At 34.2% G+C, this 16,639-nt stretch carries 12 protein-coding genes; 10 read left to right on the top strand and 2 right to left on the bottom strand.

The genetic code is table 11. The features are described 5' to 3' along the window. Nucleotides 1–56: 56 nt before the first annotated feature. Together ACFS3A_RS08795 and ilvN are read right to left on the bottom strand one after the other, a co-directional pair. Nucleotides 57–1,520 carry a glycoside hydrolase family 125 protein gene (locus tag ACFS3A_RS08795; RefSeq protein ID WP_379825013.1) on the bottom strand — a complete coding sequence of 488 codons (1,464 nt, stop codon included), beginning with the start codon at nucleotides 1,518–1,520 and terminating at the stop codon, nucleotides 57–59. Between the two features lie 150 nt (nucleotides 1,521–1,670). Then, on the bottom strand, nucleotides 1,671–2,183 hold the full coding sequence (gene ilvN / locus ACFS3A_RS08800) for an acetolactate synthase small subunit (RefSeq protein WP_379825014.1): 513 nt from the start codon (nucleotides 2,181–2,183) through the stop codon (nucleotides 1,671–1,673). A gap of 1,008 nt (nucleotides 2,184–3,191) precedes the next feature. Here ilvN and ACFS3A_RS08805 point away from each other — a divergent pair. From ACFS3A_RS08805 to ACFS3A_RS08850, 10 genes are all read left to right on the top strand, one after another. Continuing rightward, entirely contained in the window at nucleotides 3,192–3,788 is a 597-nt protein-coding gene (locus ACFS3A_RS08805) for an RNA polymerase sigma-70 factor (RefSeq protein WP_379825016.1), read from the top strand. Nucleotides 3,789–3,934: 146 nt separating this feature from the next. After that, entirely contained in the window at nucleotides 3,935–5,089 is a 1,155-nt protein-coding gene (locus tag ACFS3A_RS08810) for a FecR family protein (RefSeq protein WP_379825017.1), read from the top strand. Between the two features lie 124 nt (nucleotides 5,090–5,213). Then, nucleotides 5,214–8,693, top strand: coding sequence for a SusC/RagA family TonB-linked outer membrane protein (locus tag ACFS3A_RS08815; RefSeq protein WP_379825018.1), 3,480 nt, complete (start codon nucleotides 5,214–5,216; stop codon nucleotides 8,691–8,693). A gap of 31 nt (nucleotides 8,694–8,724) precedes the next feature. After that, a complete protein-coding gene (locus tag ACFS3A_RS08820; RefSeq protein ID WP_379825019.1) occupies nucleotides 8,725–10,221 on the top strand; it encodes a RagB/SusD family nutrient uptake outer membrane protein in 1,497 nt (498 codons plus the stop codon). A 189-nt stretch (nucleotides 10,222–10,410) separates the two neighbouring features. Then, a complete protein-coding gene (locus ACFS3A_RS08825) occupies nucleotides 10,411–11,619 on the top strand; it encodes a thioredoxin domain-containing protein (protein WP_379825020.1) in 1,209 nt (402 codons plus the stop codon). Between the two features lie 28 nt (nucleotides 11,620–11,647). Further along, nucleotides 11,648–12,859: a redoxin domain-containing protein gene (locus ACFS3A_RS08830; protein WP_379825021.1), complete on the top strand. Its 1,212-nt coding sequence runs from the start codon at nucleotides 11,648–11,650 to the stop codon at nucleotides 12,857–12,859. Nucleotides 12,860–12,887: 28 nt separating this feature from the next. After that, nucleotides 12,888–14,102, top strand: a complete 1,215-nt coding sequence (locus tag ACFS3A_RS08835; RefSeq protein WP_379825022.1) for a redoxin domain-containing protein — start codon at nucleotides 12,888–12,890, stop codon at nucleotides 14,100–14,102. A 25-nt stretch (nucleotides 14,103–14,127) separates the two neighbouring features. Next, complete coding sequence (locus ACFS3A_RS08840; protein ID WP_379825023.1) at nucleotides 14,128–14,643, top strand: hypothetical protein; 516 nt, start codon at nucleotides 14,128–14,130, stop codon at nucleotides 14,641–14,643. Nucleotides 14,644–14,658: 15 nt separating this feature from the next. After that, complete coding sequence (locus tag ACFS3A_RS08845) at nucleotides 14,659–16,161, top strand: hypothetical protein (RefSeq protein WP_379825024.1); 1,503 nt, start codon at nucleotides 14,659–14,661, stop codon at nucleotides 16,159–16,161. Nucleotides 16,162–16,190: 29 nt separating this feature from the next. Then, nucleotides 16,191–16,637: a protein-disulfide reductase DsbD domain-containing protein gene (locus ACFS3A_RS08850; protein WP_379825026.1), complete on the top strand. Its 447-nt coding sequence runs from the start codon at nucleotides 16,191–16,193 to the stop codon at nucleotides 16,635–16,637. Nucleotides 16,638–16,639 lie beyond the last annotated feature (2 nt).

The raw sequence follows: 16,639 nt of genomic DNA on the forward strand, positions 1-16,639 counted from the left end.
GAAAACATAATGACAAAAGCCTTCAGGTAATGAAGGCTTTTATTTTTGAAATATAGTTACAAATTTTTATCTTTTAAAATCTGAGGATATTTTATGCTCGTATGTACTATCATTTCGCCAAACAATGTATTCGCCCAGGCAAACCATTTTCTGGTAAATTTGGTCACATCATCTTTATGAAAAGATTCGTGCATAAATCCGGTACCGGCATTGGTTTTAATTAAAGTGCTGATACAGTTTTTAATTTCATTTTCATCAATACTGGTAATGGCTCTCAAAACGATACTCATAGGCCAGATCGTATCGACACCTGTATGTGGTCCTCCAATTCCTTCTCCCGCAGTTCCTTTACAGAAAAACGGATTATTTTCAGACAATACCAGTTTTCGCGTATTAAGATACAAAGGATCGTTGGGAGCAATAGCCCCTAAATAGGGAAGTGATAAAAGAGAAGGAACATTCGCATCATCCATCATATGAAAACTTCCGTAACCGTTTACTTCAAAAGCAATAATTTTCCCATACTTAGGATGATCAATAATTCCGTGTTCATTTAATCCTTTCTGAACTTGTGCTCTAAGTTCTGTTGCCTGATTAACAATTTCGCTGTCTTTTAAAGCCGGAAGCGAGAAAATCTCAATTAGATAACCCAATATTTCAATCGCAAACATATTGCTTGGAATCAGATAGCCAAAAAGCGTAGAATCGTCACTTGGTCTGAAAGTAGAGACAATCAGTCCGCAAGGTTTTACAGGATAACCATAACCCGAAAGCGGAACTCCGTCTGTAGCCCAGGCCGTCTGACGCTGAAAACTGTAAGGACCACCTTTGCCATCCATTCGCTGTTGTTCTTTGAATGTTTTCAGGATTAGTTTCATGGCCTCTTTCCAGTGGCTGTCAAACATAGAAATATCGCCCGTTTCTTTCCAGTAACCGTGAGCCAGTCGAACAGGATAACACAAACTGTCTATTTCCCATTTCCTTTCATGGATTCCCGGTTTCATATCCGTTAAATCATTTTTCCATTCGCTTTCTTTGTTGAAATCTTTATAAAATGCATTCGCATAAGGATCTAAAAGGATGCATTTCGCCTGACGATTGATAACACCTTTTACCAATTCGGCCAGTTTTGGGTCTTGTTTCACAAACGGAATATAAGGCCAAATCTGAGCCGTGCTATCGCGAAGCCACATTGCATCAATGTCACCTGTAATAACATACGTATCAGGTTTACCATCTATAATTTCAAATTCAACTGTAGTATCGAGAGTATTGGGAAAGCAGTTTTCAAAAATCCATGCCAGCTCTGGATTTGTAATCTGTTTTTTAACTTTTACAATAGCAGCCTCAATTGCTTTGCTGGTAAATTTACGTTCTGCCAAAGGCGGTCTTTGGCTTATAAAATCTTTTAGAGGAAACTCAAAAGGATTCGAATTAAATCCAAAAGCTTCCGATTGAATAGCCAATAAACCTGCCGAAAAAATGCCGGCATTTTTGATGAATTTTCTGCGAGACTGCATATTTTTTTTGTTTAGAAATAGGTTAGTATACTTTAAAGATAGTCGAAACTTAATTACACTAATTAAATAATCTTTTTCTTCATTTCATTTAAATTTAGACAAATGACATTTACAGTGCTTCAAACAACCTTTTACAGGATAAAAAGACTTTTATAAACCTTCAAAATCAGCTCTCAAACCTTTTTCTGATTTAATTAGAGCAATTCGCGGACTTTTGACAAATTCGATCATTTTATATTCCATCAAACATTCTATTAAAACATCAATTTCTGTTTCCTGTGCTGTTATTTCAAATATGGTGTAATCCCTTTCCAAAACGCTGTATTTTGCATTGTGTTTTTGCATTAGTTCCTGAACATTATTTCGAGTTACTTCATCGGTTGGAAGTTTAAATAATGCCGTCTGCACGCTTACTATTTCAGAATTTGTACTAAAGTAACATTTATAAACATCAATGATTTTCTCGATTTGCAAGGTCAGGTTTCTTACTGTTTCGCGGGTTTCAGTAACGACAATTGTAAATCTGTACATACCGTTAATTTCACAAAGAGAAATGTTGAAACTTTCAAAACAAATTTTTCTTCTGGAAAAAATAACAGCAGTTTTATTGATTAGTCCCATTTGATCTTCGGTGTAAAACGTTAAGGTGTATTGCTCTTTCATTGAATGTTTGGTATTTATTAGTGATATAATTTGTTGAATAATTTTCGGAAAGGATCAAAAAAAAACCTTTCTCAGGAAGATGAGAAAGGTTTCTATTACGCAATAAGATCCTGACTCATCAATGGAGATGAATAATAATAATTGCGATAATAATTGATACTACGTTTTTCATGTCGGCTCTAAACGAAAAAACCTCCCGGAAAGGGAGGTTTTAAAAATTGTACTGTAATACTTTTATATAAAATTCCCTTTACTAATATCGGTCGATAATAATAACGTTGATAATAATAAGGGTAATAATCTGATTGCTCATTTTGTTCAATTGTGAGTGGCAAATATATTGTTTTTTCTTAAAATCAAGAGGGATAATTTCTTTTTTAAGAATTTAATTTAATCAATTAAAACAATAAATTGAGAATTTTCTGAAAGCTGAATTTATTTTATTTACTTTTTTATAAAAAATAGTTGAAGCTTAAAATTCAGATTTTAAGTGTGTTAAATGTGTTTTGATAGATAATACATCTTTATTTAACAAATTAGCATAATATTATTATCTATTAATTCTATAGAATTTATATAAATTTGTATTTCAAAAATGTATTTTAAAAAGAGAATAAAAAATAAAACGTATCCAATTGATTGGTTTGTGCAGAATAGTCTGTTAATTTTTTGATTATAGTTTTTGAATATATCTCGGAATGTGAGATTATTAAATGTTAAAAATGTTGTATAATCTTACTTTAGGTATTAAAAGTGTAATTTTTGTTTAAATTAGCTTTTTTCTAAATCAGGTAATTTTTGATTAAAATTTATATCAAAATCGTAAAAAAGGCAGTATTTGACGAGTTTACAGGATGTTAATTCTAAATTTTTCATAAAGTAAACCAAAGTAAAGACATTTTTCTAAGGGATGACACTTTGTGCGTCAATTAACAATTTATTTATATTAGCATTAAAAATGACGATTTAAATTATTCCTAATTATGCAATTTCTTAATAAAGAGATAAGTGAAGAGGAATGAAAACTTGAATTTTTTAGGCTTCAAAAAAGGAAATATGGGAGTGCAGTCTTTAACATTAAAGGAATATAAAAGCGTTTTTAATACGCTCTATCCTTCGTTATGCTTATTTTCCAACAAGTATATTGAGAATTTAGAAGTATCAAAAGATATTGTTCAGGAAGTTTTTATTAAGATTTGGGAAGACAAAACCGAATTTCAGGATGATGCAACAATTAAATCCTACTTGTATACTGCTGTAAAAAACCGTTCTCTTGATTATTTAAAAAGCAGACATTACAAAATTACAGAGTCAATTGGTAAAACTGATTTTGCTCAAATAGAAACGGATCCATTCTTTTTAAGAGAAGTGGTTATTTCCGAAACTTCCCAGCTGATAGAAAAAGCTGTAAATACACTGCCGGCAAAGTGTGCCCAAATTATAAAATTGAGTATTAAAGGATTAAGTAATACCGAAATTTCAGAAGAATTGGGCGTTTCTTTAAATACTATAAAAACACAAAAAAAGATCGCTTACAAGCGTTTAAAACCGCTTCTGAAAGACTGTTTCTTCATTATTGCATTTGTATTTGAGATTAGAAATTAGTGCTTTTTAAGCATGTAATTATTGATATCAATGTCAAAAAATCATGGTATTTAGAAATAACTTAAAAAAAATATATTTTTTTTTTTAATCTTTTTTCACCCTCCTTTTTCTTTTCGTCGTCTTAGTAATATATAACACATTATAAGATGTCTATTTTCAATAAAATAATTGACCTATCCAGTCGTACTGCTTCCTCCATTTTAAAACGTGAGAAACCAGAAGCCCTCGCTGATTCTGATCTTTTTGCAGAATCAGACAAAGAATATATACTGGAACATCTTACCGATGAAAAACTTTTAAAAGAAAGAGCTGCTTTATTACAGCAGATTAATAAAAAGGAAGGCTGGGCAGCCATTCAAAATAAAATTGACGTTCCGGTGAAGAAATTACCAATCTGGAAGTATGCCGCTGCGGCTGCAGTTCTGGTATTGGGATCGACTATTTATTTTTCGAAAAATCATTTGAACGAAAAACAACCAGACAAAGTTGTTGTAACTAAATCGATTATTACTCCGGGAACAGATAAAGCGATTTTAGTTTTGGCAAACGGGCAGCAAGTCGCTTTAGGCAAAGGATCTGTTTATAATGGAACAGGAGTGCACAGTAACGGAACCGAAATTATTTATAAAGACAATCAGTCTGGAAAAGAGGCTGTTGCCTATAATTATTTGACTATACCACGAGGCGGACAGTTTTTTATAAAATTAGCTGATGGTACTAAGGTTTGGTTAAACTCAGAATCAAAACTAAAATTTCCTGTAAGTTTTGTAGATGGAGAACCACGTCAGGTTGAACTGGTTTATGGTGAAGCTTATTTTGACGTTTCGCCAAGTACTGCACACAAAGGTTCACATTTTAATGTAATAACACAAAACCAGAATGTAGAAGTACTGGGAACCGAATTTAATATCAAAGCGTATCAGGATACACCAACCATTTATACAACGCTTGTGGAAGGAAAAGTACACTTATCAGGATCATTTAATTCTACTGTTCTAAAACCTGGAGATCAGTCCGTATTAGAAAATCATCGTATTCGTGTCGCGACTGTCGATGTATTTAATGAAGTTTCCTGGAAAGAAGGAATTTTCAGTTTTCAGGAAATGCCTTTAAAAGATATTATGAAAGTACTGGAAAGATGGTATGATATTAAAACTGAGTTTAGAAACAAAGCGATCGAAAACAGTACGTTTAATGGAATATTAGATAAAGATCAGAAAATAGAGGAAATTTTAAATATAATTAGTAACACAAACAAGATACCGTATGAAATAAACCAAAAGACTGTAATTTTTAAGTAAGAAAGGAAATTATAAGCTGATAAAAAAAGGGAAAAGTGGTTAGTGGGTCGAAGTACAAACCATCTTTTCCCGTGATAGGACTTATAATTAATTCAAGATTAACTGATAAACCAAAACCAAAATTATGAAAATTAAAATTATTAAAGATGCTTTCTTGACAAGAAAAAGCATTTCTACTTTAATTATGCGAACCATTATTCTTTTTCTTTCTCTGGCGCTTTTCAGCTTTACTCCATTAGAACTTTTATCTCAAAATGTAAAAATTGTAATTAAGAATGACCAAAAAGCTAGTGTTGACCAGATTTTTGAGATCATCAAAAAGCAGACAAAATACAGATTTGTGTACCGCTCAGATATGTTTGATAATCTGCCTAAAATAGAACTTGAAAAAGGTACAATAAGTGTAAATACACTTCTGGAAAAAAGCCTTTCGAAAGGAAATTTTAAATATGAAGTGGCTTCCAATAATACTATAATTATTAAAGAAATTCCGGTTCAAAAAGGACCAAAAACGGAAATTGCAGAATCTATTGAAATAAAAGGAAAAGTAACCGACGTAAACGGACAACCAGTTCCGGGAATTACAGTCTACGTTTCCAGTTACAAACCAACTGGGGCAGGAAATAACAAAAACTTCGTAATTAGAGGAACTACAACTGATTTTGATGGAACTTTCAGTATCACAGCCGAAGTTGGTTATTATATCGTAGCAAGCGGGATTGGCTTTCAGTTGTATACTGAAGAAATCACGAAAAGTAAAACCACTTATTCTATTGTACTGAAAGAAGAAGTAAGTGCTCTTGAAGAAGTAATGGTAGTGGGATATGGAACGACGAAAAAGAAAGATCTTACAGGTTCAGTAGGTTCTATAACTTCAGAAGATATTCAGCAGATTAAAACACAAACAATTGATAATGCATTGATCGGAAAAATTCCGGGAGTGAATGTATCGAGCAGAGGCGGGGCTCCGGGAGCAGGTTCTTCTGTCAACATTCGTGGTTTAACACAGATTAGAGGGGATAACCAGCCTTTATATGTGATTGACGGAACACCAATCTCGATTACACCAAACTCTGAAAGTTTAGGATTAATTAATTATGGTTCAAGAGAAAATCCGCTTTTGGCAATTAATCCGGATGATGTAGAACGTATAGATGTTTTAAAAGATGCTTCAGCAGCAGCAATTTACGGATCAAGAGCGGCTAGCGGAGTTATCATTGTAACAACTAAAAGAGGAAAAAGAAATCAGGCACCAAAGTTTTCTTTTAATGCTGCAAGTACATTTCAGAATCCGGTAAAAACATACGATTATTTATCAGCAGATGATTATAAAAATTTTGCGACTGTACAGGCACAAGCGACATTAAATGCTTATCCGGAAATGTATTGGCCTTATTTTCCGCAACAATATGCTATAGTTAATAGTCCTGATACCTATTTTGGAAAAGCCAATACCGACTGGCAGGATTTGATTACCAATAAAAATGCCTTATGGACACAATATAGTTTTAATGTAAACGGAGGAACGGATCGTGTAAATTATATGATGTCTGCAGGAATCTCTGATCAGGAAGGTGTTATGATCGAAAATGATTTTAAACGTTACACTTTTAGCACTAATTTAGATGTCAATGTAACCAATTCTTTCAAAGTTGGAGGATCTGTTAATTACAATTATTCAGTTAATAAAAATAAAGGATTTTCTTCTCTTGCCCTTGGAAGTTTCAGACCAGATCTTCCGGCATATAATGAAGATGGTTCTTATTCTACTTTCGTAGGAAACTATGGTGAGCAATACACTGCTTTAGGAGATGGTATGCAGACCAGAAAAAAAGCAATTTCCAAAAATTTACTGGGTTCGATTTATGGAGAAGTTGAAATTATTAAAGGACTTAAATTTAAGTCTCAGTTAAATGCTTCTGTAAATTCGGATGAATCCAATTCTTTTGATACTTCAAAAAGTACAAATGCATTGTTTTATGCATTATACTATGACAGACCTGGTGCAAGACTGGATATACAACACAACGAAGGGTGGACAACAGCTTTTGAGAATACTTTAAGCTATAATAAAACCATTAGCGAAAATCATAGAATTGATGCCGTTGCCGGTGTTTCCTGGAATCATACACGATATGATGCAGATGCTCAGCATTACAGAGGTTTTCCTGATGATGATACTTTAATCAATATAGGTTCTTCTAATTTTAGAGACGGTGTTGAAAGTGAAAGTATAGAACAGGGACTTAACTCTATATTTGGAAGGGTAAATTACAGTTACAAATCGAAATATCTGGCAACCTTTACAGCAAGAAGAGACGGATCAACCAAGTTTGGACCAGATAACCGTTATGGATTTTTCCCATCAGGAGCTTTGGCCTGGAATATGCATAACGAGGATTTTCTAAAAGAGGTGTCTTTTATCAATCAGTTAAAATTAAGAGCTTCAATTGGTAGAACCGGTTCTGATAATCTTCCGTCTTTCACCTATTTAGCTTATTATCAGTCCTTAGAAAATAATGATTCTTTCTATGATGGAAAAAATGGTATAGCAGTTACAGGAGTTCCTAATTCTAAAATTAGATGGGAAGAAACGCAGCAGCTGGATTTAGGAGTTGATTTTAGTTTATTCAATAACCGTCTAACAGGAGAGCTGGTTTACTTTGAAAAAAATACTTCAGGAATTATCTTATTTACACCGCTTCCATACGAAACAGGATCAATAAGCTGGAATACCAATGTGGCCGATGTATCTAATAAAGGATGGGAATTTTTAATTGGCGTAGATATTTTTAGAACTAAAAACTTCAGATGGAATTCTTCATTCAATATTTCAACTGTAAAAAATAATGTAGACAATCTATACGGAGGAAGTGCAGGGTCTCAAACCGTTATTCAGGGACAGCCGCTTGGTGTAATTACAGGATATAATGTTGTGAAAATTGCGCAGACTCAGGAAGAAATTAACGCATTGAATACCGCAGCAGGAGGTGTGTATCAAAGCTCTCTGACACAGCCTGGAGATTATATTTTTAAAGATATTGACGGCGACGGAAAAATTACAACCTTAGACCGTGGTCCGATTGGAGACATTAATCCGGATTATTTTGGAGGCTGGAACAATACGGTAACTTATAAAAATTGGGATTTTATCATGAACTGGAACTTCTCTCAAGGGGCTCAGAGACAGTACGAGAAAATCTCCAATCTTTATTATACTGACGCAATTACAAATCCTACTCATGAAGTTTTTGAGACATGGACACCAACTTATACAGATGCACCTTACGCCAGATATGGCTCTCCAACAAATGGCTATACTGCTACTTCGAGAGCAGTTGTAGATGCTTCGTACATTAAATTACGTTCCGCTTCTATTGGGTACAATTTACCATCAAGTTTATTTAAAAATACAGGTCTTAGTAAAGTAAGATTGGCTGTAAGCGGTAATAATTTAATCACAATAACCGATTACCCTGGACTTGATCCGGAAGATGTTATTATGAGTTCTTTTGCAAACAGAACGACAGGTTTTACAAGAGACGGAGGAAATTCTTATCCAAATGTCAGAACTTTTACATTTTCTCTAAATGTTACTTTCTAATTCATAGTAAATAATTGTAAAAAAGATAGAAATGAAAAATTTAAAATATATATACATAGGTTTAGTAAGTGCAGCATTGTTTACTACTGCTTCCTGTCAGTTAACAGAGGATTTGGACGATTATAAGCCGCCTTATGCATTAGAAGCTGAAACAGCAATCAATAGTGAATCGGCGGCAGAATTAGCATTGACTGGTGCTTACGCTACTTTTAGACAAAAAAGTTCAGGAGGTGCATTTCCTATATTCTATTTAGTACCCGATATTATGAGCGGTTACAGTAACAATGGTTCAAGCAGTAATGGGCCTGAGCCATTAGGTTGGGCAACAAATAATCCAATTGCAAGCGGAGGGAATGACACTGGTAGAATATATGGTGGCTTGTACGACTTGATTAATAGAACCAATTGGCTTATCGAAAAAGTAACAGTATTAGACGAGAAAGTTTTTACTACTCCGGGAAGAAAAGCCGAGATTTTGGCTGAAGCTAAAATTTTAAGAGCGTTGGGTCATTTTTACCTGCTTCGTACTTTCGGACAGTTTTATGATGTGAATTCAGAGTACGGAATTTTAATTCGAACAGCACCGGTAAAGAATTCTGATATTAGTCCAAGAAATACCGTTGCCGAAACGTATACTGCTATAATCGCAGATTTGGATGAAGGAATTGCAAATGCTCCGGATCTTAGAAGTAAAAAATACACCAATAAAACCTTTGCTAAAGGTTTAAAAGCAAGAGTATTATTGTATAAAGGTGATTATGCTAATGCGGCAGCTTTATGTCAGGATATTATAGCTAATGCGGGATCGAATTTTAAGCTGGAACCTACTTACGGCGCTATTTTCGATCAGCATGATTCTGAGGCTATTTTTACAAGTTCAGAAATTTTATTTGGGACAGCGGGGGCATCAGATGCAGGATTAGGAATTGGGAACTATTACAGCGGGTTTTCGGCAAATATTTCGCAGGTGTATAAAACCGCTATTGCAGGCAATATAACGGTTGGTTCACAAACGATTACTTATGATAATGCAAGAACATCTATCTTTATAACCAATTCACAATATGGCGGTTACTATACGACTAAATATACTAGTTATTTCACGACAGGAACAAATGAATTGTTCTACCACATGCGTATAGCAGAAGTATATTTGATTTTAGCAGAAGCCAGCGCAAGAGCTAACAATGCTGTAACTCCGGAAGCACTTTCTGCTATAAATACGATCAGAACAAGAGCAGGAGCTGTAACAACTGGCGGAAATGGATTTGAAACTTATCCAAACACCATTTCCTTAGCACAATTTTTAACAGCAGTTCGTTATGAAAAATTAGCCGAATTATATGCCGAAGGCGGTGAAAGCTGGTTTGATTTAATCCGATATGATTACGCTGACGGATTTGGTTCAGGATTTAAAGTATCTGATGTAAAAGCATCGGCTACAAATTCAGATAAATTTATTCTGCCAATTCCAACAGAATCTATAGATGCAGGAAATCATGTTATTAAACAAAATCCATCGTATTAAACTTTAAATTACAGGTTAGAGAAGTGCTTTTTCCTCTATAATACTTCTCTAGCCTTGTATTTCATTTTGAATTTCAGAATATAAGAATTCGCTTATTTTTTATAAGTGAATAGCCCAATCTATGTCTTGTAATTAAGGCATTTTTAAAAGAAAAAAATCATAACAACAACAAATCTTAATCAACAAAAAATGAAAAAAATCGCAATTGCAGTAGTAATGTTATTGGTACTGCCAAAATTGAGTGCACAGGGAATTTCCTTTGAACACAGCACATTTAAAGAAGTTTTGGCAAAGGCCAAAGCAGAAAAGAAACTGGTTTTTATGGATTGTTTTACTACTTGGTGCGGCCCTTGTAAAATGATGGCCAGAGATATATTTCCACAACAGAATGTTGGAGACTATATGAACGCCAATTTTGTAAGCATCAAGATGGATATGGAAAAAGGTGAAGGAATTGAATTAACGAAAACATACGATGTAAGTGCTTATCCAACACTGCTTTTTATGGATGCTGACGGGAAAGTGGTACACAGAGCGACAGGTGCAGAAAAAGCAGAAGATTTTATTGAGCAGGCAAAAATTGCTTTCGATCCTTCTAAACAATTAGACAATCTGGAGAAACAATATCAGTCAGGAAATCGTGATTTTGCTTTTTTGGCGCAATATGTAAAAGCTTTATACACAGCCTATAAATTGGATGCTATTGAAAAAGTAGGTAAAGAGGTCATTCCAACAATGAAACCAGAGCAGTATCTAACAGAAAATGGATTTACAGTTATTGCACATGCTGGAGTTGACTACAAAAGTAAAGTTTACAATTATTTAATTAAAAACAAAAAAGCCTTTATCGATAAACCGTACATCGGAAAAGAAAGTTATGATTATGTAGTTGGAACTGCAATTTCAAAATATTTAGTAGAAGTAGCGACCAAAAAAACATTACCGGAACTGGATAAAGCGATTGCAGAAACAGAAAAAGATTATGTGTCTCCACAGCAAAGTCAGTATAAAACATACTACTACGGACAGCATTATTTAGCTCAAAAACAATACGACAAATGGTTTGAGTTTAATAAAAAACAAGCAGATGAGGCATTTGCAAAAAATCAGAAAGAAGCATTAGGTTCATACATCAATACAGCTTACAGTGTGGCGGTTAATCCTGATTTAGATAAAGCAGGATTAGAGCAAAAAGCAATTGCAATGGTCGAAAGCGTGAAAAATACAGATCCGGAATCACTGGCTGTAAATTTTTGTCTGGCAAGTCTTTATTTGAAAACTGCCAATAAAGAAAAAGGTTTGGAAAACATCAACGCTTACATCAAAAAAGCTACTGATAAAGGAGACGAACCAAACGCAAGGGTATTGGCATTAAAAACCAAAATTGAAAGCTTATAAAACCTGGAAAACTTAAAAATAAACAACCATGAAATATTTAGGTGTAATCAAAATAACCATTTTAAGTCTGCTTTTGTCCGTTTTTAATAGTGCAGTAGCACAGCAAAAATTCCATATAAACGGTACAATTACAGGATTGACTAACGGGAAAATCTATACATATAAGAACAATGCAGTTGTCCCTGTAGAAGTAAAAAACGGCAAGTTTCAAATTGAAGGAGAAATGGACGAACCAGTCTATAATCTTAGTGTGGCAAAAGATGCTGAAATCAATTACAGAGACGAAAAAACCTTTACCTCTGTTTTGACAGAACCGGGAACGCAGACTTTAAAATTAGATTATTCAAATTTTAGAAAAGCTATTTTGACAGGATCAAAAACTCAGGATGACAGTTATAGATATGATGCTATTCGTGATAAAATCATGAAAAAATATCAAAAGGAGTTTGATAAAGTTGAAGCACTTCATAAAAAGTTTGATGATGCCGTAGCAGCAAAAAAAGACGAGAAAACGACAGAGGCAATCAAATACGAAATCAACGACGCAAAAGAATTGCTGGAACCCGCCTATAAAGAGATTACAGCAGCTACATTGAAATTTCTAAAGGACAATCCGAAGTCTTATTTTAGTATGAGTACTTTATTGTATTATCTAAACGGAATGACTTATGATGAAGCTAAAGGCTATTATGACAGTTTTAATCCGCTTTACAAAGAGACTAAAACGGCCAAATATTTAGCAGCTGAAATTGAAAAAATGAAGAAAGGTATTCCTGGTGTACCAGCTGGACCTTTTAACACAAAAGACATCAACGGAAATCCGTTAAAACTGGAAGATTTTAAAGGAAAATATGTTTTAATCGACTTTTGGGCTTCATGGTGTGTACCGTGTCGAAAAGGAAATCCGCACTTATTAAAATTATATGCTGAATATAAACCAAAAGGCTTAGAGATTTTAGGTGTTTCTGATGATGACAGAAACGAAGATAAATGGAAAAAAGCAGTCGAAAAAGACGGAATCGGAGTATGGAAGCATGTTTTGAGAGGACTTCAGTATAAAGAAGGAACTTACGAAAGAATAAATGTAGATCAGGATATCAGCGAAGGCTACAATATTCATTCGTTGCCAACTAAAATTTTAGTAGATCCAAACGGAATTATTGTGGCAAGATACGATGGAGGCGAAGCTGATGATAAAAAAATGGACGAAGATCTAGCAAAGATTTTTAAGACCAAATAATGTCTAGTTAAAACTAAAAAGAAAGCAAATGAAAAGTTTAAATATAATAAAAACAGCACTTGTATGCTTGCTGTTTCAAGGTTTCGCAAATGAATGTGAAGCTCAGGGCAAATTTAAAATAGACGGAACTGTTACAGGTTTAACAGATGGTAAAATTTATTTTTTACATGGAAAAAAAACAGATACTGTTCAGGTCACTAAAGGAAAGTTTCAAATCAGCGGAGAATTAGAAGATCCTGTAGAATACATTGCAATTGCCAATACTTCAGATCAAAGAAAAATGACAGATAAAGCGTATGTGTCTCTTTTCGCAGAAGCGACACCAATGACTTTACAGTTAAACTACGCAGATTTTAAAAAGACAAAACTAAAAGGTTCTAAAGCACAGGATGATGCTTATAAGTTTGATGCCAGTATCGACAAGATTAAATTAAAATATAAAAAAGAACTCGATCAGTTTGATGCCATTAGAAAAAAGTATGATGATGCCAGAGCGGCCAAAAAAAGCGAAGAAGTTCTGGAAGCAATAAAATATGAAGATAATGATGCCAGAGGACGCTTAGAACCAATGTATAAAGAGTATGAAGATGCAGCTTTCAAATTCATGAAAGAGAATCCGAAATCGTACTACAGCTTACAGTTATTAAGAATGAATTCGAGAAATCTGAAATATGACGAAGCTAAAGCTTATTATGACAGCTTCAATCCATTATACAAAAAAGGAGAACTGGCTAAAGATTTAGAAAAAGAAATCGAAAACATGAAAAAAGGTGTTCCTGGTGCACCGGCTGGGCCTTTCAATACTACAGATATAAACGGAAATCCAATTAAACTGGATGATTTTAAAGGAAAATATCTTTTGGTTGATTTTTGGGCTTCATGGTGTGTGCCTTGTAGAAAAGGAAACCCGCATTTATTGAAACTGTATGGCGAATACAAATCAAAAGGATTAGAAATCTTAGGTGTTTCAGACGATGACAGAGCGCATGACAAATGGAGAAAAGCTGTCGAAAAAGACGGAATTGGAGTTTGGAAACATGTGCTTAGAGGATATCAGCTAAAAGAAGGAACTTATGAAAAAATAAACCCTGAAAAAGACATCAGCGACGGTTATAACATCCATGTACTGCCAACCAAAATTCTAGTAGATCCAAACGGAATTATCGTTGCGAGATATGACGGAGGCGAAGAAGACGATGCCAAAATGGATAAAGATCTGGCTGCAATTTTCGCTGGTAAATAATATCAGGATTTTAACAAACGGTAGAATGAAGATAATTCAAAAATATGTTTGGCTGCTGTTTTTAGTCCTTACGATTAAAACGTTTGGCCAAAATTCTGTAGATCCGTCTTTTGTAAAAAAAGTACAAAAAGCAGCGGGAGCTTTTAAAATAAAAGATCCCGTTGCTTCAGATCCTGTTGCTGTAGATGCAAAGTTAGTATGGAACAGTAAAAAAACTCAGGCAGCGGTAATTGTTAAAGCTAAATTATTGGAGGGCTGGCATATCTATGCATACGTTCCAAGTACACAGCCTTACATTCAATATAAAATGGTACTGGAACTTCCGGAAAGTATAAATCCTTTGGGAGACTGGATTAAGCCCAATTCGTATCCCTATGAAGACAATATTTTTGTTTACAAAGGAGAGATTTTCTTTATCAGATATTTTTCGGTGGAAAATCTGAAAAAAGATGCTGTAATAAAGGCGGGACTTTTTTATCAAACCTGTGATATTAAACAGTGTTTACAGCCCAATACGAAAAGCAGAGATTTAAAATTATAATTTAAATAAGATATAATGAAACAAATAAGAGTTCAAATAGTATTGCTGGCAGTGCTGTTCTGTACGGCTGTTTCAGTTTTTGCACAACAGCACACAAAAGAAAAATTGTCAATATTATATGTAGGATATGACCCTGCGATTCCTTTAGATGATGCATTTATTAATGCTTCAACAGGTACGGGAGGTTATTCTCCTGAGCGTTTTAGAGAAGATTTTAAAACTCGTTTTAATGCATTTGAAAGTTATTTAAAAGAATATTTCACAAACGTTAAAGCAGTAGATGCCAGAAGTTATACAATGGATATGTCTGTATCTTATGATGTTACCATTTTTGATCAGAGAATTAACCCTTGGGAAAAAGGAGAGCGAACACCAACATATAAACCTGCAAAATACTTGAAGGAGGATTTTGATTTTCCTACAGTTTTTATTGGTCATACCGCACCAATGATGGGAGAAACTATTGGCCTTAAATTAGATTGGCTGTGTTTGTGTTTAGATGCCGATGCTCATCATTTAAAAACAGAGCATCCCATTTTTAAAGGCCCTTTTGCTGTAAATCTTACAATGGTTACGAAACCAACTCCCGACGGAATTTTCCATTATCCGTCAGGAAAAAATGTGCCAAAAGAAATTCCGATGTGGCGTGTACAGAAAGAAGGATATATGGAAGGAAAAGGGTATCGTGTTGGATTGGTATCAAGAGGCGACGGATTTTTGGATTCTCCCGATGCGGAATACATTTCTAGCGGTGTAAACAGTAAAGATGTGGGAGCGGTTGCGATTGGACGTCATGGGAATTTTCTATTATGGGGATTTTCAGCTTCGCCGGATTATATGACAGAAGAAGCGAAACAGGTTTTTGCTAATGCGGTAGTGTACATAAAGCAATTTAAAGGACAAAAACCTATTGCAAGAAAGTACAATCAAAGGATTGCGGTTAGAGCAACCTATATTGATGATATGATTGGTAGTTTGAACAAAGAATCTTTTGAACATTATAAATCTTATATAAACGACGTAAATGCGCAAAGCCAAAAGACAATTAAAGAAATACTGGCGAAGAAAGATAAAGGCGAGAAAGTAAGTGAAATGGAAGAAGCCATTGTAAAAGCACAATCTACACCAATTCCTATTCCGACTTGGGAAGAGTATGTAAAACAGCAGTCAGGAAAATTCTTTAAACCTGAATATGCAAAAAACGTTGAGAAATTAAAGAAATATTTAGCAGACAACAAAAAGTACTTGTATTCTGAACCTGATGGTTTCTATGAATTAAAAATGGATGATGATATTAAAAAGCTTGGAATTGGGAATAATGACAAAAAACTTTTAGAGAAGTGTATTGCACTTTTAAAAAGCGGTAAGGAAACAGATCTAGCCAATAGAGTGCTTACCCATTATACAGGTTTAGAGAAAAATCCGCAGGAATGGGAAAAATGGTTCAATGACAATTCATCTAAATTATTCTTCACAGAATCCGGAGGTTATAAGTGGTTAATCGATACCACAAAGTAAATAGTACTGAAAAAATAAAAATATCAAAAATGAAAAAAGGAATTGCAATACTGATGATTTTGTTTTCAGGAGTTGTCAGTGCACAAGTATACAATCCGGTAAAATGGACGACAAGTGTCGTGAAAATATCAGAATCAGAATATGAACTTATAGCCAAGGCTGCGATAGAAAAAGGCTGGCATTTGTATTCACAGACCGTTCCTGAAGACGGACCTCTGCCAACTAAATTCTCCTTTGACGGAAAAGGAGAATATCTCAAAAAAGGAAACACCAAAGAAGAAGAAGGCCATGTCGTGAATGATCCGATTTACGGAATGAAAATTAAGTATTTCGAAAATAAGACGATTTTTAAACAGCGCATTAAAATTAAAGACAAAGCACCAAAACAAATTAATGCAAATGTAGAGTTTATGGCTTGTGATGATACCAAATGTCTTCCGCCGAAGCAAGTGGAACTGCTTTTTAAAATTAAATAAAG

This window comes from Flavobacterium notoginsengisoli, from assembly GCF_042686225.1.
In the GTDB taxonomy this organism is placed as follows: Bacteria; Bacteroidota; Bacteroidia; order Flavobacteriales; family Flavobacteriaceae; genus Flavobacterium; species Flavobacterium notoginsengisoli.